Source organism: Frateuria sp. GZRe14 (assembly GCF_051900395.1).
GTDB lineage: Bacteria > Pseudomonadota > Gammaproteobacteria > Xanthomonadales > Rhodanobacteraceae > Frateuria_A > Frateuria_A edaphi.
Window position 1 is genome coordinate 3,054,631 of record NZ_JBHZGJ010000001.1, and the last position, 17,478, is coordinate 3,072,108.

The following is a 17,478-nucleotide window of genomic DNA, read 5'->3' on the forward strand; positions in this document are numbered from 1 at the left end:
CGATCAGGCCTTGACCACGTTCAGGCCCGCGCGCTTGAGCGCCAGCGCCAGCGCGTCGGCAAGGTTGGCCTTGGTGACGATGCCCTGCAGGTCCAGGCCCAGGTGCACGATGGTCTGCGCGATCTGCGGACGCACGCCGCTGATGATGCAGTCGGCGCCCATCAGGCGGATCGCGGTCACCGTCTTGAGCAGGTGCTGGGCGACCAGGGTGTCCACGGTCGGGACGCCCGTGATGTCGATGATCGCGATTTCCGAGCCGGTCTCGACGATGCGCTGCAGCAGCGATTCCATCACCACCTGGGTGCGCTGCGAATCGAGCGTGCCGATCATCGGCAGCGCCAGTACGCCGTCCCACAGCTTGACCACCGGCGTGGACAGCTCCAGCAGTTCTTCCTGCTGGCGGCGGATGACTTCCTCGCGCGACTTCTGGAAGGTAGCGATGGTGTACAGACCCAGCTCGTCGATCAGCTCGGAGAGGGCCCACAGCTGCTCGGCCAGGCGCGCGGGATCGTTTGACAGCTCCCGCTGGAGCAGCGAGAACAACGGCCGCTTGAGCGAGAAGATGAAGTTGGCGGTGTGCTGCGAATCGAAGCCGTTCAGCGCACGATCGCGCGAAAGCTTTTCGAGGAACGCGCGGCCGTCCGCCCATGCGTCGCCGCCGACGGCGCTGCCGCCCCGGCTCGCGCACTGGACCAGCAGGCGCAAGGCTTCGGTGGTCTGCCGGCGAAGATCCTCGGCGCTCAGGCGGGTATCGCGGGTGGCGCCACTGTTGGCCAGGTCCGCGTTCCACTGCTCGAGCAGCCAAGCATCGTTGTTGCGCATTGCGTCCAGCGTCAACGGCTGCAGCTGTGCCATGGGCATTCCTTGTTGAGTAATCGGCGCATCATGGCGCAACTAATGTGATCACGACAGTAGCCCGCGATCGGCGTTCATCGACCGACCAAGCCGGTTTGATTCCAACCGAAGCAACACCCGCTCTCAGCGATCTGGCTGCAACCATGGATGCCCCCGAATCTCCGCCGGGCGCCCCGATTTCTTCCGCTTCGTACCGGGTCAGGTGGGCGACAATTCAGTGACGCGAGAGCGTGTTGTGGCGACTGGCCCCTTGCGAAGGCGGAGCATCGTTCAACGCCGTGTGTACCGGATGCCTGCTGCGGGCCGAAAGCAGATGCGCGGACTTCCGCAAGTTTCGCCCCCTGCCCTGACCACCCGCGTGCGCGGATGGGTCTGCGACGCATCAGGTAGACCTCCACGGGCGCGCTACCGCGATCCAAACGGCGTTACTGCACTGCCGCATGCAAGCCCTTGGTGGCAATGTTACCTTGCCAATATAGATCGATCTAAATGGCAGGCAACCGTGAAACATCCTCGCCCCTTCCCAAGCGCGTGGGCTCGCTTCGAGCGCCTTGCGACCGAATCCGCTGGCGGGTAGGCCTCCTGATGCCTGCATTCCCCGCACCACTGCTCGAAGTCGCCGCCAACTCGGTCGCCTCCGCGCTGGCCGCGCAGGAAGGTGGCGCCGGGCGGGTCGAGTTGTGCGCGGCGCTGGAGCTGGGAGGCGTGACGCCTTCCTACGCGGAGATCGCCACCGCGCGCGATCGGCTGACGATCCCCTTGTACGTGCTGATCCGCCCGCGCGGGGGCGACTTCCTCTACAACGACTTCGAGTGCGAGGTGATGCTGCGCGACGTCGAGGCCTGTGCGGCTCTGGGGTGCGACGGCGTGGTGCTCGGCGTGCTGGATGCCGAGGGTCGGGTCGACCATGCGCGCTGTCGTGCGCTGGTCGGTGCGGCCGGGCGACTGGGTGTCACGTTCCATCGCGCCTTCGACATGGTGGTCGACGCGGCGCAGGCGCTGGAGGCGGTGATCGGACTGGGCTGCGAACGCGTGCTCAGTTCCGGCGCGCGGACGAGTGCGATCGACGGCGCGGCGGCCTTGCGTGCCTTGGTGGAACAGGCGGCCGGGCGGCTGGTGGTGATGCCCGGCGCAGGCGTCCATGCCGGCAACATCGCGACGCTTGCCCGGGCGACGGGCGCGAGCGAGTTCCATGCTTCGGCGAAGCGTGCCTTGCCGTCGGGCATGCGCCATCGACAGCCAGGCCTGGATGACATGGCCACGGGCGAGTGGCGCAGCGACAAGGCGGAAGTGCGCGCGATGGTATCGGCGCTGCAGGATCTGGCGGCGCGCGAAATCCCGGCATCGACCTAGCCCCGAGCGGTCATGACGATCCCGCCTCCGTCCACTCGCACGCGCAAGACGCCACGCCTGGCCGGCATCGCGGCTGCGCTGGTGCTGTTGGCGGGGCCGGCTCGGACGACACCGGCCACGCAGCTTCTCGACCAGGGTTGGCAGGTCCGTCTTGTGCCGGGCGACCCCCGCGAGGCGGAGCACCCGCAAGCGGCGCACTGGCTCGCTGCCACGGTGCCTGGCGCGGTGCAGACCGATCTGATGGCGGCCGGTCTGGCGGCCGATCCTTTCGTGGGGCGAAACGAGGCGGCCATCCAGTGGGTGGGCCTGTCCGACTGGGTCTATCGCACACGCTTCGATGTCGACCCGGCCACGCTGGCGCGCCAGCATGTCGAACTGGTGTTCGAGGGGCTGGATACCTTCGCCGAGGTCTCCCTCAACGGGCACAAGCTGCTCGACGCGGACAACATGTTCCGGCGCTGGGCGGTATCCGCGAAGCCCTGGTTGCACGCAGGCGCCAACACGCTGGAAGTTCGCCTGTACTCCCCCATCAAGCGCCTGCAGCCATGGCTGAAGCGACAACCGTACGCGTTGCCGGGCGAGTTCGACTCGGCCTTCGGCGACGAGCCCAAGGGCCTGCAGAGCGCCAACTACGTGCGCAAGGCCGCCTACCAGTACGGTTGGGACTGGGGCCCGCGCATCGTCACCGAGGGCATCTGGCAGCCGGTGCACCTGGACAGCTGGGACCGACTGCGCGTGGCCGGCCTCCATGTGGCGCAGAAACATCTGGATGCGCAGGCCGCCCGGTTGGACGTGCAGCTCGATGTCGATGCGGACCGCGAGGCGACGTTGCCGGCGGAAATAAGCGTGTTCGGCCCGGATGGCGAGCCGGTCGCCCGGCAGGTCGCGGATGTCGAAGTTGTTGCAGGCCACCACCGCGTGGGCGTGCCGGTAACCATTGCCCATCCGAGGCGGTGGTACCCGGTCGGGTATGGCGCGCAGGACATGTACACGGTCCGGGTGCGGCTGGGCGATGGCGGCACGCCGCTCTACGAAGGCTCGCGCCAAGTCGGCCTGCGCACGGTCGAGCTTCGGCGCGACAAGGACCGCTGGGGCCGCAGCTTCGCGTTCGTCGTCAACGGCGTCCCGATCTTTGCCAAGGGCGCGAACCTGATCCCGTTCGACAGTTTCCCCACCCGCGTGGATAACGCGCGCATGCGCCGGACGCTCGAATCGGCGCGCGCGGCCAACATGAACATGCTGCGCGTGTGGGGTGGCGGCTATTACCTGCCCGACGCCTTCTATGCGATGGCCGACCGGATGGGCCTGATGATCTGGCAGGACTTCATGTTCGGCGGGGCGATCCCGCCGCACGATGCAGCGTTCGTGGCGAATGTGCGGCAGGAGGCAGCGGACCAGGTCGAGCGCCTGTCGGACCATCCCTCGATCGTGCTCTGGTGCGGCAACAACGAGGTGCAGAGCAGCTGGTTGTCCTGGGGCGACCGCAAGGCCCTGCAAGCCTCGCTCGCGTCCGCGGAGAACGAACGCATCAGGCAGGGCATGCGCGACCTGTTCGGCGAGGTGCTGCGCGACGTGGTCGTGCAGAACGATCCCGACGTGCCGTACTGGCCGAGTTCGCCCAGCCAGGGTGGCGATGGTTTCGCCAACAGCCTGGACGATGGTGACTACCACTATTGGGACGTCTGGTCGGGCCAGGCAAAACCAACCACCGCCTACCTGGACGTCACGCCGCGCTTCCAGTCCGAATATGGCCTGCAGTCGTTCCCCGACCTGCGCACGATCCGCGCGTTCGCCGGCGCGGCGCCGTTGCAGGCGGATTCGCCGGTGCTGCGCGCCCACCAGAAGTTCGACGGTGGCAACGGCAACCGGCGCCTGCTCGAGTACGTGCGGCGCGAATATGGCGAGCCGAAGAACTTTCCCGCGCTGGTGTACCTGAGCCAGGTGATGCAGGCCGACGGGATCGCGCTCGCGGCCGAACACCTGCGCGCCTCGCGTCCGCAGTCGATGGGCTCGCTGTACTGGCAGCTCAACGACCTGTGGCCGGGCGTGACCTGGTCGAGCATCGATTCATACGGGCGATGGAAGGCGTTGCAGTTCCGCGCCCGGCGGTTCTACGCGCCGCTGCTGGTGGCGGCCTTGCGGCATGAGGGCTCGACGACGGTGTCGCTGGTCTCCGACCGCACCAGCCCGCTTGCCGCGCGCTGGCGGTTGCGCCTGATGGACTTCGCCGGCAAGGTGCGGCGCGAGGAAAACCATGACGTGACGCTGGCGCCGCTGTCCAGCACCCAGGTTGCCCGTTACACCGATGCGGAGCTGCTCGATGGCGCCGATCCACACGCCACTTTCGCGGTCTTCGAACTGATCGAGGACGACAAGCCCGTCGCCCGCAACCTGGTGTTCTTCGCCCTGCCGAAGGACCTGCGCCTTCCGCGGGCGCATGTCCACGTGCAACTCATCCCGGCGCCCACGGGCTACACCCTGACGCTTGCCGCCGATGCGCTGGCGCGCGACGTGTGGGTTTCCTTCGGCGATCTCGATGCCGATCTGTCGGACAACAGCCTCGACCTGCTGCCGGGCGAACCCGTCACGCTGGACGTCACCAGCAAGGCCCCGGTCGAAGCGCTCCGGCAAGCCCTGCAGGTGCAGGACCTTGCGCATGCCATGGGAACCCCGCCATGACCACCCGCCGCGACTTCCTCAAACTGCTCGGCACCACCGCGGCCGCCGGCGCCATTGGCAACGCCGCCATGGCTCGCGCGCGCGGCTACGCCGGCAAGCGCCCGCCCCCGGGCAAGCGCCGCTTCACCAGCGACACGGTGGAACGTGAGCTGGCGCGCGTGCAGGCGCTGATCGGCGATCCCAAGCTTGCCTGGATGTTCGCCAACTGCTTCCCGAACACGCTGGACACCACGGTCGAGCTGGGCACACTGGACGGCAAGCCGGACACGTTCGTGATCACCGGCGACATCGAGGCGATGTGGCTGCGCGATTCCTCCGCGCAGGTTGCGCCGTACCTGCCGCTGGCGAAGCAGGACCGCGCATTGCAGCGCCTCTTCCACGGACTGATACAGCGCCAGGCGCGGTGCATCCGCATCGATCCCTACGCCAATGCCTTCATGCCCGATCCGCATGCGCAGCCGCTGTCGTGGGCGCGCCAGGACCAGACCGACATGAAGCCGGGCGTGGGCGAACGCAAATGGGAGATCGATTCGCTGTGCTGGCCGCTCCGCCTGGCGCACGGCTACTGGCGGGCGACCGGCGACACGGCCCCGTTCGACGATGACTGGCGCGCGGCCATGCACCTGGTCGTGAACACGTTCCGCGAACAGCAACGCAAGCACGGCCGCGGCCCGTACCACTTCCAGCGCACCAGCGACCGTCCTACCGAGACGCAGGCGCTGGCAGGCTACGGCAACCCGACGCGGCCCAACGGCATGATCCATTCGATGTTCCGGCCGTCGGACGACGCCTGCGTGTATCCGCTGTTCGTGCCGGCCAACCTTTTCGCCGTCGTATCGCTGCGGCAACTCGCGACGATGAGCCGCACGATCCACCATGATGGCCCCTTCGCCGACGAGTGCACGGCGCTGGCCGACGAGGTGGCGCAGGCCACCCATCGCGACGGGCGGCTGCACGACGCCGATGGCGACGTCTGGGCCTACGAGATCGATGGCTACGGCAACCGGCTGTTCATGGACGATGCCAACGCGCCTAGCCTGCTCAGCCTGCCCTACCTCGGTTGCTGCGCGGCGGACGATCCGCTCTACCGGCGCACCCGCGAGCGCGCCTGGAGCGAACACAACCCCTACTTCTTCCGCGGCACCGCGGCCGAGGGCATCGGCGGCCCGCACGAGGGCCTGCGCATGATCTGGCCGATGGCGATCACCATGCGCGCGCTGACCAGCAGCGACCCGACCGAGATCCGCCAGTGCCTGCGCTGGTTGCGCGATACCGACGCGGGTACCGGCTTCATGCACGAGGCGTTCGACCAGGACGATCCGGCGCATTTCACGCGGGCGTGGTTCGCCTGGGCCAACAGCCTGTTCGGCGAGCTGATCGTCAAGCTCGCCGATACCCGGCCCGCGCTGCTGCGCAACCCGTGAATCCACTTTCCAACCCAAGGCCGGCATCCGTGGTGCCGCCCACCGATCCACAGGAGAACTCGACATGGTGACCCGCAGACACTTCCTGCAAGGCATGGGCGCCCTGGCCGCACTGGGCGGGGCCGGGGCACTGCCGGGCTTCGCGATGAGCCGGGCGGGCGCCCCTCGCTCATCGATGGGCGCCGACGCGGGCGTGTCGCGCTACGTCGACGTGTTCGTCGGCACCGGTGGCCACGGCCACACCTTCCCCGGCGCCGCCCTGCCCTACGGCATGGTGCAGCTGAGCCCCGACACCAACGACGCCGGCTGGGACGCCTGCTCGGGCTACCACCAGCGCGACGGGTCGATCATGGGCTTTTCGCACACCCACCTCTCCGGCACCGGCGCCAGCGACATGCTCGACGTGCTGGTGATGCCGGCCCAGGGCCCGGTGCTGCTTGAGCCCGGCGAGCGCGGGCTGCCGGACAGGAACTACCAGTCACACTTCGACGAAGCGGCGTTCGCGAGCACGCGACTACCGCCCGACGCGGTCGGCAAACCCGGCCATGGCTACCGCTCGCGCTACGACGGCGAGCAGGCGCAGCCCGGCTACTACCGCGTGCACCTGACCGACCACGACATCCTGGCCGAATTGACCGCCACGCTGCGCGCGGGCCTGCACCGCTACAGGTTCCATGGCGAAGGCGACGGGCATCTGCTGGTCGACCTCGCGCACGGCTACCACGACGATGCCAAGGTGCCGGCCAAGGTCAGCGATGCCACGCTCGAGCTCGTCGGCGACGACCTGCTGGTCGGCAGCCGACGCGTGCACCAGTGGGCCAACGGGCGCTATATGCATTTCGCCATGAAGCTTTCGCGCCCGGTCGCGCGCGCCTCGCTGTACGCCGAGGACGTGGCGTTGCCCACCGGCTCGCGCAAGGTGCATGGCAAGCACCTGAAGGCTGCGCTGCATTTCACCGACGTGGCGCGCGAGCCACTGCTGGTGAAGGTCGGCATCTCCGCGGTCGACATCGACGGCGCGCGTCGCAATCTGGAATCCGAAGTGCCCGGGTGGGACTTCGAGGGTGTGCGGCAGCAGGCCTCCGATACCTGGGAGCGCGAACTCTCGCGCATCCGCGTCGACAGCCCGTCCGAGCCGGTCAAGCGCACCTTCTACAGCGCGCTCTACCACACCATGCTCGCGCCCACGCTGTTCAGCGACGTCGATGGTCGTTATCGCGGCATGGACCTGGAAGTCCACGAGCTGCCGCAGGGCCGGCACAACTACAGCACCTACTCGCTGTGGGACACCTACCGCGCGTTGCATCCGCTGCTGACGCTGTTCCAGCCCGCGCGCGTGCCCGACCTGGTCGATGGCCTGGTTCGCATGGCGGCGGAAAGCCCGGACGGCCCGCCGGTATGGCCGCTGCAGGGCGTGGAGACCGGCTGCATGATCGGCTACCACTCCGCCGTGGTGATCGCCGAAGCCCAGGCCAAGGGCTTCACCGGCATCGACTACGCAAAAGCCTGGCCGCTCTATCGCAAGCGCGCGATGGAGGACGACTATCGCGGCCTCGCGTACTACCGCAAGCTCGGCTACATCCCCAGCGACAAGGAATGGGAGGGCGCCAGCAAGACGCTCGAATACGCCTACGACGACTGGGCGATGGCGAGCCTGGCCGAGGCGGCCGGCGCACACGAGGACGCAAAGCACCTGCGCGAGCGCTCGCGCAATTACCGCAACCTGTTCGACAAGAAGCTGGCATTCGTCCGCCCGCGTGGCAGCGACGGAAAGTGGCTGGAACCGTTCGATCCGCGCGCCATGGGGCATGGCGACAAGTGGCGCGACTTCACCGAGTCCAACGCCTGGGAGGCGACCTTCCTCAACCAGCACGACCTGTACGGCTACATGCCGCTGTTCGGTGGCGAGCAGGCGTTCGAACGCAAGCTGGACGAGCTGTTCGAAACCAGCTCGGCGCTGCCGGGGGACGCGCCGCCGGACATCGCCGGCATGGTCGGCCAGTATGCGCATGGCAACGAACCCAGCCACCACGTGGCCTACCTCTACGCGTACACCGGAGCGCACCACAAGACGCAGGCGCGCGTGCGCATGCTGCTGGAGAAGATGTACCGGCCCGAGCCGGACGGACTGGCCGGCAACGAGGACTGCGGGCAGACCAGTGCGTGGTATGTGCTGGGGGCGCTGGGGTTGTACGCGGTCGATCCGGTGAGCACGAACTACGTGTTCGGCAGCCCGATGCTCGACCAAGCCGAGGTGATGCTGGCCGGCGACAGGAAACTGGTGGTACGCACGCAGGGGAACGGGCCGGACAAGCCATACATCCAGGCGGTGCGCTGGAAGGGCAAGCCATGGACCAAGAGCTGGATCAGCCACGCGGAGCTGGCGGCGGGCGGAACGCTGGAGTTCGAGATGGGTGCCACGCCCAATCCGAAGTTCGGTGCGGCACCGGCGGATCGGCCGCCGTCATTCGGGCAGGCGGCCCCCGCGGTCTGAGGCTAGCTCCAGCGTGCGGGCTGCCGGGCGCTTCGATTTCGGCTGTGCCTGCACTCGTTGCAACCGTGAATGTGAACGCCCCTCTCCCTCCGGGAGAGGGGTCGGGGTGAGGATTCGGTATCGCCGGACAACACGCCCTGCCGAATCCCCACCCTCGCCCGAGGCGATAGGAACACGGGCGTCCCGCTCGCCACAACCGGACATCCGGACGTCCACAAACCATCTAGCCGCCGTCGCAGGTGACATGCCCGGCCCACTTTGCGACCATCACCGCTTTGGCGCTCAGCGCCTGGCAGACACAGGGGCCCTCGATGGCGAACCAGACTTCCATCCGGCGTGACGTCGGTCCTTTCGCGCTCATGTTCACCGGCCTGGGCTCGATCATCGGCTCGGGCTGGCTGTTCGGTGCGTGGAACGCCGCCAAGCTCGCCGGTCCCGGCGCGATCTGGGCCTGGGTGCTCGGCGCGGCAATCATCCTGTCCATCGCGCTGACCTACGCGGAGCTGGGGGCGATGTTTCCCGAGTCGGGCGGCATGGTGCGCTACGGCCATTATTCGCATGGCTCGCTGGTCGGCTTCATCGCGGCATGGGCCAACTGGATCGCGATCGTCTCGGTGATCCCGGTCGAGGCGGAAGCCTCGGTGCAGTACATGGCCGGCTGGAAGTGGCAATGGGCGCAGGATCTCTACCACGCCGTGCCCGGCCAGCATGGCGAGCTCAGCCAGTTGGGCGTGGCGATCGCCGGCGTGCTGGTGATCGTGTACTTCCTGCTCAACTACTGGAGCGTCAAGCTGTTCGCCCGCTCCAACAGCCTGATCACGCTGGTCAAGCTGATCATCCCGGCCGCCACCGGCGTCGCGCTGATCGCCAGCGGCTTCCATAGCGAGAACCTCGAGGTCGGCGCGACCGGCGGCAGCCACGCCAACGATTTCGCGGCGATCCTCACCGCGGTGGCCACCGCCGGCATCGTGTTCAGCTTCAACGGCTTCCAGAGCCCGGTGAACCTGGCCGGCGAGGCACGCAACCCGGGGCGCAGCATCCCGTTCGCGATCATCGGCGCGATCCTGCTGGCCACCGTGGTCTACGTGCTGCTGCAGATCGCCTATCTCGGCGCGGTGCCGCCGGACCTGCTGGCCCAGGCCGGCTGGAGGGGCATCAACTTCAGCTCGCCGTTCGCCGAACTGGCGGTACTGGTCAACCTCAACTGGCTGGCGATCCTGCTCTATGCCGACGCTTTCGTCAGCCCCAGCGGCACCGGCATGACCTACACCGCCACCACCGCCCGCATGATCTACGGCATGGAGCGCAACGGCACGCTGCCGCGCATCTTCGGCAGCATCGATCCGAAGTCCGGCGTGCCGCGCCCGGCGATGTGGCTGAACCTGGTGGTGTCGTTCCTGTTCCTGTTCTTCTTCCGCGGCTGGGACTCGCTGGCCGCGGTGATCTCCGTGGCGACGATCATTTCGTACCTGACCGGGCCGGTCAGCGTGATGACCCTGCGCCGCACTGCGCCGGAACTGCACCGCCCGTTCCGGCTTGCCGGCCTGCCGATCATTGCCGGCATCGCCTTCATCATGTCCGCCGAACTGCTGTACTGGGCCAAGTGGCCGCTGACCGGCGAAATCATCCTGCTGATGGTGGTCGCGCTTCCGGTCTACTTCTACTACACGGCCAAGCACGGCTGGCACGAGTTCGGCCGGCACCTGAAGGGCGCGTGGTGGCTGATCGCCTACCTGATCACGCTGGCGGCGGTGTCGAAGGTCGGCAGCGCCAAGTTCGGCGGCCTGGACTACATCCCCTACGGCTACGACCTCGCCGTGGTCGGCGTGATCGGCCTGGTGTTCTACCTGTGGGGCGTGGCGTCGGGCTGGCGCACGCCGGCGATCGAGGCCGAGCGCGAGCAGGCGGCGCAGCATCCCGATGCGCTGCAGATCCCGCCGGACGAGGAAGAAGCCGAGAAGATCACCGGCCACTGACCTGCACCGGCAACACCACCGAACGCGCGGCGACAAGCCGCGCGTTTTTTATTGCCGCAAGGCAGCGCTCACACCCTCCATACGCATGGCTTACGGGGGACGCGACAACATTCCGCGTCACCCCTCGCGGGGCACCACCTGTGGAGCATTCCGATGGCAGAGCTCGATAGCGACAAACGGGACGACCTGTCCCGCGGCAGTTTCGCCTTCCCCGACCAGCGCAAGGAGCCGCTGGAGGACGCCAGCCACGTTCGCAACGCCATTGCGCGTTTCGACCAGGTCAAGGGCGTCAGCGACGACGACCGCGACGAGGCATGGAAACGCATCAAGGCGGCGGCGAAGAAGTTCGACGTCGAGGTGAGCGAAAAGAGCTGGCGGGAGCTGGGCAAGAAGTCCTGATGACGGTCATCCCGGCGCGCGGGGCCAGGCGAGAGGTCCTCCCGCGGCAAGCCCGGTTCGCCTGTAGCCATGAAGTGGCCGGATCGAATGGCGCGACCCCACGCGGCATGAGCCGGTGTCGGCCCCGTGATCGCCCGCCACCTAGCTCCCTCGCGCCAACGCCAGGGCATCGCCAAGCAACGCTTGCGCGGTGACTTCCGGCCCCGCCCCCGGGCCCTGGATCACCAAGGGCTGGGTGTTGTAGCGGGTGGTGGTGAGGGCGAACTGGTTGTCGGTGCCGTACAGCCGCGCGGACGGATGCGTGGGCGACACCTCGACCAGTCCGACGCGCGCGCGGCCGCGCTGGTCGAGACGAGCCAGGAATCGCAGCACGTTCCCGCGCGAGGCCGCCTGCGCGTGGCGCTCGGCCAGTGGCGCGTCGAGCTCGGACAGCCGATCGAGGAACGCGGCGGTGTCCAGCTCGCGCAGCGCAGGCGGCACCAGGCTTTCCACCTCCACCTCCTCGCTGCCCAGCGCAAAGCCGGCATGGCGGGCGAGGATCAGCAACTTGCGCGCGACGTCTTCGCCGGACAGGTCCGAGCGGGGATCGGGTTCGGTATAGCCGAGCGCGCGCGCTTCGGCCAGCAGTGCAGAGAATGGGCGGCTGCCGTCGTACTGGTTGAACAGGTACGACAAGGAACCGGAGAACACGCCCTCCAGCGTGAGCAGGCTGTCGCCGCAGCCCCGCAGCCGGCGCAGGGTGGAAAGCACCGGCAGCCCCGCGCCGACGGTGGCCGCGTCGCCGTAGCACGCGCCGTGGGCGAGCGCCGCCTGCAGCGCGCGCCAGCCGGCCAGTTCTCCACCGGCCAACGCCTTGTTCGCGGTGACGACGTGGTAACCCTGCGCCAGCCACGTCGCATGCCGCGCGGCGAGCACCGCACTGGCCGTGGCGTCGACGATCACCCTGACCGGCGCGCCGCTGGCATCCAGCGCGGCGAACAACGCCGCGTCATCGCGCGGTCCGCCCTCGCCGCGCAGCTGCTCGCGCAGGTTGCGTTGCGCAAGCCGCCGCGGGTCGGTCTGCTGGCGCCGCGAGTTGGCTGCGCCGACCAGCCGGAGCGCCGCCGCCGCCGGCGTATCGAGCAGCTTGAGCAACGCGCCGCCGACCACACCCGTGCCCAGCAGCACCACGGCGATGGCAGGGGATGGCTGCGGACAATCGGCCAGTACCGCGCTCATGCGCTCACCCGGCGTTTGGACGGCTGCACGTCCGCCGCGCGGTCGAGCGCGCGCGCGAGGTCGAGCAGCAGGTCGTCGCCGTCCTCGATGCCCACCGAGACGCGCAGCAGCGCGTCGGCGATGCCGGCGTTGCGGCGTGCCTCCGGCGCCATCGCGGCGTGGGTCATCGAAGCGGGATGCGCGATCAGGCTCTCCACGCCACCGAGCGATTCGGCCAGCGAGAAGAACTCCAGCCCATCGACCAGCGCGGCGACGCTCGCCGGGTCGCCGGCCAGTTCGAAGCTCAGCATGGCACCGAAACCCTGCTGCTGGCGCGCCGCCAGCGCATGCCCAGAGTGGCCCGGCAGCCCGGGGTAGTGCACCGCGCGCACCGCCGGGTGCATCGCCAGGTACTCGGCGATGCGCTGCGCATTTTCCTGGTGCTGGCGCAGGCGCACCGCCAGCGTGCGCAGACCGCGGAGGGTGAGGAAGCTGTCGAACGGCGCGCCGGTCAGGCCCAGGCAGTTGCCCCACCACTTCAGCTGGTCGGCCACGGCGGCATCACGCGCCACCACCGCCCCACCGACCACGTCGCTGTGGCCATTGATGTACTTGGTGGTGGAGTGCACCACCACGTCCGCGCCAAGCGCCAGCGGCTGTTGCAACGCCGGCGAGAGGAAGGTGTTGTCCACCACCAGCAGCGCGCCGACGGCGTGCGCAGCCTGCGCGACGTGGCGGATGTCGGTGATCCGCAGCAGCGGGTTGGAGGGCGTCTCCACCCATACCAGCGCCGGCTTACGCGCCAGGCCCGCGGCCAGTGTGGCGGCGTCGGTGAGATCGGCGAAGGCCAGCTCGAAGCGGCCCTTCTTCGCCCACGCATCGAGTAGCCGCCAGGTGCCGCCATAGCAGTCGTGCGCCGCAAGTACGAGGCCGCCGGCCGGTACCAGCTCCAGCGCCAGCGCGACCGCCGCCATGCCGCTGGCCGTCACTACCGCGCCGGCGCCCAGCTCCAGGTCGGCCAGCGCATGGCCCAGCAGGTCGCGCGTGGGATTGCCGCTGCGCGAGTAGTCATAGGGCCGCTTGCCGCCCAGTCCGTCGAAGCTGTAGTTGGTCGACAGGTGCAGCGGCGGCACGATCGCGCCGTGTTGCGTGTCGGTTTCGATGCCGGCGCGCACGGCGCGGGTACAGGGGGCCGATTCGCTCATGGGGAATGCTCCGTGGGGTGTCAGGCCAGCGCCGCGCGCAGCAACGGCGCGAGCTGGTGGGTTTCCTTGAGGAAGCCGTCGTGCCCATAGGGCGACTCAAGGACTTCCAGCGTGGTGGGGCCATGCAGGCGCCGCTGCAGTTCGCACAGGTCGGCCAGCGGCACCAGCAGGTCGGAGGCGAAGCCGACCAGCGTGGCAGGCGTGGGAATGCGCTCGGGCGTGACGTCGTGCAGGTCGATCGATTCGGACAGCGCGAGGAAGCGGCCGGCATCGAAGCGCTCGATGAAGCGTCGGCCCTGGTGCTCCAGGTAGTCCTCTACCGGCAGGCGGAACCGGCCCTCGCGGAATTCCGGCGCACCGGCGAACCGGCGGCCGAATTCCTCCCGGCCGCGGTAGGTGGTGACCGCAAGCTGGCGCGCCAGGCCGAGCGCCTCCTGCGCCTGCCCGCTCGCGAGGCCCAGCCGCACGATGCCGCGCTGCACGCTGCGCTGGGCCGACGCCAGCGGGTGCGGGCGGTGGGCGCCGGCCAGCACGACCAGCCGGTCCAGCGCGCGCGGATGACGGGCGGCAAAGGCCAGCGCCACCATCGCGCCGTAGGAGGCGCCGACGAAAGCATGCGCGCGGTGGATGCCCAGCGCGTCGAGCAGCGCGGCAAGCGCGTCGGCCTGGTCTTCGCTGGAGATCGCCTCGACACCCAGATCGGCCGGCGCGAGCCAGTCGATCGAGAGCACGCGACAACGGTCCAGGTCGACCGCGGCGCCGGCATCGACCAGCGCCTGCCACCAGCCGGCCGAACCGTCGAAGGCGGTGACGTCACGGCTGGCCGAGATGCCGCCCTGCACGATCACCGTCGGCGCGTCGGCGGCGCCGCACCAGAGGTAGCGAACGTCGACCGCGCGCGCGCCGGTGCCGTACTTGGGCGAAAGGGTCAGCCGTCGCGTGCTGCGCTGGGCGGTGAGTCCACCTGCTCGGGCGTCCACCCGAGGCGGTTCGGCGGCGGGCGATACGGGCAGGGGCAGCGGCTGGGCGGTCATGCGGTTCTCCGTGGCATCGCCTGCGGGAACCGGAAAGGTCGCCATCCCCCGCCGACGGTTGCACGTCGGCGACGAATCACGCCCATCTCTCGGCGGCGCCACGCGCCCCGCAGGATTTGGCACCGTCGCGGGAACGCTTCCCGCAGGTTGCCCCGGCATCAAAGGGCCTATCCCTCCGCCGGTCTCGATGAGTGGGACGATTCTGGGACTTGATCGGGCGAACTGTCAATAGCCGTTTAGACGTCTGGATGTCCTTTACTTCAACACGATGACACGACCGAGCGCGCCCTCCTTCCGGAGGCGGATCGAGACCGGGCGTATGCCATTGCCACCTTCCCGGACGGAGACGGCTCGAGATCGGGCGTATGCTGATGCCCCCTCCCCGCCCACCCCGGACATGACCGCTGCACTTCCCGCGCTGCACGAGCAGCTTCGCCAGGATGGCTTCGCTTTCGCCGCCGCCGACGCCATGCGCGTCCTGCTCGATGCGGCCTCCCTGCCCGACTGGCAGGATTTCACCGCCAGTTGGAACGACCTCGCCCCGGATGCCTACCTGGCCTCGACCGGCCGCCATCGGCGCCGCCGCCACGCGGTGTTCTCGGCCGACGCGCAAGGCGTCCACCGCGAGGCGCATCAGCCGCACTACCAGAGCAAGACCTACAACACGCTCCAGGGCGACATCGAGCGCTGGTTCGAGCCGATCCATGCCGATGGTCCGAGCCTTCGCCGCATCCTGGACTTCTGCCACCACTTCTTCGGCGCGCTCGCACCGCAAGTGGCCCGCTGGCATCTGGAAGTGCACCAGTTCCGCATCGAGGCGCGCGCCGGCGAGGCGGGCGAGCCCACGCCCGAGGGCGTGCACCGCGACGGCGTGGACTACGTGCTGGTGCTGCTGGTCGACCGCAGCAATATCGAAAGCGGCACCACCACCATCCACGCCGCCGACGGCCATCTGCTGGGCAGCTTCACCCTCGTCCATCCGTTCGATGCCGCGCTGGTGGACGACGCGCGCGTGTTCCACGGCGTCACTGCGGTGACGCCGAAGGATCCGGCCCTGCCCGCCCATCGCGACGTGTTGGTGGTGACCTTCCGCGCGGATGCAGCCGGCGGCTGACGTTAGCCCCGCAGCGAGCGGCCGGGCGGGGCGGCGCGTGCCGAGCCCGCCTTGCCGGCTACTGCTTCATCGCGACGAACGACATCGTCGCGCCGCGCAACTTGTTGTCGACTGCGACATCCATGGTCCTGCCGTCCGCGTGCAGGGTCATCGTCGCGACGCTCACCACCTTGCCGTCGCGCTTGTCGGTTTCCACATAGCTGTGTTTGCCGGTCTTGCGTACGCTGACGCTGTCCACGCCGGGATCGCCCTTGAACGGCGCGTCGGTACCATCGAGCCTGGCCGAGTAGGACTGTCCGGTCGGGCTGCTCATGCTCAGCATGTCGCCATCCTGCTTGAAGGTCATCGTCAGCGCGTTGTCCGACATGTTGTCGATGTGCCTGGTACGCCACGAGCCGGACAGCGCGTGCGAACCGGCGGGCCCTGCGGCCACGCGGGTCATGCTGCCCTTGCCGGTGACCGGGGCGCTGTGGCTGGCGCTGCTGTCGCTGAACTGGAAAGTGGCGCTCTTGCCGTCCGGTGCCACCGTCGTCGTCTCGGTGGCGACCACCTTGCCGTTCTTCTTGTCGGTCTCCTTGACCGTGTGCTCGTCCACCACGTTCACCGCGATCGAATCGAAGTAGGGGTGGCCGCTGACCGGCTGGTCGGTGCCGTCGGCCTTCACGTCGATTGGCGGCACGCAGGTCTTGCAATGGAACATGCCGTCCTTGAGCACGAGCACGTCGGGCTTGGTCGGAAGATGGACCTTGTTCATGTCGATCTTCCAGGTGCCGTCGATGGCGTTCTGCGCAAACGCGGCAGCGGGCAGCAGCAAAACCGCCAGCATGCCGGCGAGCGTTGAGGTTTTCATGGCCGATACTCCCGGAAGTTGATCGCGCCGGCGCTTCCTCTGCCCGCCCCTTCGACCGCCATCCGAACCCGGCCGGCGAACGCTACGCTCGGCAAGCCCAACGCCGCATCAAGAACGTGTTATGCGCAAGCGAGCCGAGCCTTGCTGCATCCGGGCGGCCCGCTTGCGATGATGCAGCTCCCACTCCGGAGCCCTCGCCCATGACTGACCGCGAAGCCGTCGGCACCCGCTTCGATCCCGTCCGCATGCAGCATGCCCGCGCGCAGACATGGGCCGCGCTCCACGGCATTCGCGAGCGCATGCGCGTGGGGATCGGCGAGGACGAAGCGCGCCATGAGGCGCTCGACGTTTTCCGCGGCCTCGGCATGGAGCGCCTGTGGCATCCGGTGATCATCCGCATCGGCGCGAACACCACCAAGACCTATCGCCAGCGCTCCGATCCGAACGTGCGCCTGGCCGAGAACGACAGCTACTTCATCGACCTCGGGCTGGTGTTCGACGGCCATGAAGGCGACGTCGGCGACACCTTCGTCGTCGGCCACGCGCCGGAGCGGCAGGCCTGCGCCGACGCCGCCCGTACGTTGTTCGACGAGGTGGCCCGCGCCTGGCGCAGCGACGGCCTGAGCGGCAAGGCGCTCTACGACTTCGCGAGCGAACGCGCGCAGGCGATGGGCTGGCGCTTCAACCATGCGATCAAGGGCCACCGCCTGGGCGACTTCCCGCATTCGGTGCACAAGGGCGGCGATCTCGGCACGCTGGACGGCGCGCCCTCGCCGGGGTTGTGGGTGCTGGAGATCCAGATCGCCCACCCCAGCGAGCCGTTCGGCGCGTTCTACGAGGACCTGCTCGGCGTGGAGCACTTGGCGCCGTGATGCAAAAGGCCCCTCGCCGCCGGCGA

General features: G+C 68.7%; 13 protein-coding genes and 1 riboswitch. Of the genes, 8 read left to right on the forward strand and 5 right to left on the reverse strand.

Features of this window, described 5'->3' with window-relative positions:
- Positions 1 to 3: 3 nt before the first annotated feature.
- Positions 4 to 855 carry an STAS domain-containing protein gene (locus ACFWZ1_RS13970; RefSeq protein ID WP_439666827.1) on the reverse strand — a complete coding sequence of 284 codons (852 nt, stop codon included), beginning with the start codon at positions 853 to 855 and terminating at the stop codon, positions 4 to 6.
- Between the two features lie 585 nt (positions 856 to 1,440).
- Here ACFWZ1_RS13970 and ACFWZ1_RS13975 point away from each other — a divergent pair.
- The 6 genes from ACFWZ1_RS13975 (at position 1,441) to ACFWZ1_RS14000 (ending at position 11,180) form a co-directional block, all read left to right on the forward strand.
- Positions 1,441 to 2,208 (forward strand): copper homeostasis protein CutC, encoded by a 768-nt coding sequence (locus tag ACFWZ1_RS13975; protein WP_439666828.1) that lies wholly within the window; start codon positions 1,441 to 1,443, stop codon positions 2,206 to 2,208.
- Between the two features lie 12 nt (positions 2,209 to 2,220).
- A complete protein-coding gene (locus ACFWZ1_RS13980) occupies positions 2,221 to 4,887 on the forward strand; it encodes a beta-mannosidase (RefSeq protein WP_439666829.1) in 2,667 nt (888 codons plus the stop codon).
- On the forward strand, positions 4,884 to 6,311 hold the full coding sequence (locus ACFWZ1_RS13985; protein WP_439666830.1) for a glycoside hydrolase family 125 protein: 1,428 nt from the start codon (positions 4,884 to 4,886) through the stop codon (positions 6,309 to 6,311). Before ACFWZ1_RS13980 ends, ACFWZ1_RS13985 begins: the two co-directional genes overlap by 4 nt.
- 64 nt (positions 6,312 to 6,375) lie before the next feature.
- On the forward strand, positions 6,376 to 8,805 hold the full coding sequence (locus ACFWZ1_RS13990) for a GH92 family glycosyl hydrolase (protein WP_439666831.1): 2,430 nt from the start codon (positions 6,376 to 6,378) through the stop codon (positions 8,803 to 8,805).
- A 311-nt stretch (positions 8,806 to 9,116) separates the two neighbouring features.
- Positions 9,117 to 10,781, forward strand: a complete 1,665-nt coding sequence (locus tag ACFWZ1_RS13995) for an APC family permease (RefSeq protein WP_231321378.1) — start codon at positions 9,117 to 9,119, stop codon at positions 10,779 to 10,781.
- A 153-nt stretch (positions 10,782 to 10,934) separates the two neighbouring features.
- The gene (locus tag ACFWZ1_RS14000; protein ID WP_231321380.1) at positions 10,935 to 11,180 is read left to right on the forward strand and encodes a DUF6582 domain-containing protein; all 246 of its coding nucleotides are present in this window, start codon (positions 10,935 to 10,937) and stop codon (positions 11,178 to 11,180) included.
- A 141-nt stretch (positions 11,181 to 11,321) separates the two neighbouring features.
- On the opposite strand, the gene ACFWZ1_RS14005 is transcribed toward ACFWZ1_RS14000, so the two are convergent.
- From ACFWZ1_RS14005 to metX, 3 genes are read right to left on the reverse strand one after another with little or no spacing between them, the layout of a single operon-like run.
- Positions 11,322 to 12,398 carry a homoserine dehydrogenase gene (locus tag ACFWZ1_RS14005; protein WP_439666832.1) on the reverse strand — a complete coding sequence of 359 codons (1,077 nt, stop codon included), beginning with the start codon at positions 12,396 to 12,398 and terminating at the stop codon, positions 11,322 to 11,324.
- Positions 12,395 to 13,582, reverse strand: a complete 1,188-nt coding sequence (metB, locus tag ACFWZ1_RS14010; protein WP_439666833.1) for a cystathionine gamma-synthase — start codon at positions 13,580 to 13,582, stop codon at positions 12,395 to 12,397. Before metB ends, ACFWZ1_RS14005 begins: the two co-directional genes overlap by 4 nt.
- 20 nt (positions 13,583 to 13,602) lie before the next feature.
- Positions 13,603 to 14,616, reverse strand: coding sequence for a homoserine O-succinyltransferase MetX (gene metX / locus ACFWZ1_RS14015; protein ID WP_439666834.1), 1,014 nt, complete (start codon positions 14,614 to 14,616; stop codon positions 13,603 to 13,605).
- Positions 14,617 to 14,695: 79 nt separating this feature from the next.
- Positions 14,696 to 14,810: riboswitch (SAM riboswitch) on the reverse strand.
- Between the two features lie 203 nt (positions 14,811 to 15,013).
- Between metX and ACFWZ1_RS14020 the strand changes: the two genes are divergently transcribed.
- The gene (locus ACFWZ1_RS14020) at positions 15,014 to 15,730 is read left to right on the forward strand and encodes a 2OG-Fe dioxygenase family protein (protein WP_231321384.1); all 717 of its coding nucleotides are present in this window, start codon (positions 15,014 to 15,016) and stop codon (positions 15,728 to 15,730) included.
- Between the two features lie 58 nt (positions 15,731 to 15,788).
- Here ACFWZ1_RS14020 and ACFWZ1_RS14025 read toward each other — a convergent pair whose 3' ends face one another.
- Positions 15,789 to 16,580 (reverse strand): hypothetical protein, encoded by a 792-nt coding sequence (locus ACFWZ1_RS14025; protein WP_231321385.1) that lies wholly within the window; start codon positions 16,578 to 16,580, stop codon positions 15,789 to 15,791.
- A 200-nt stretch (positions 16,581 to 16,780) separates the two neighbouring features.
- Here ACFWZ1_RS14025 and ACFWZ1_RS14030 point away from each other — a divergent pair, with 200 nt between their 5' ends.
- Positions 16,781 to 17,452, forward strand: a complete 672-nt coding sequence (locus ACFWZ1_RS14030) for a M24 family metallopeptidase (RefSeq protein WP_439666835.1) — start codon at positions 16,781 to 16,783, stop codon at positions 17,450 to 17,452.
- Positions 17,453 to 17,478 lie beyond the last annotated feature (26 nt).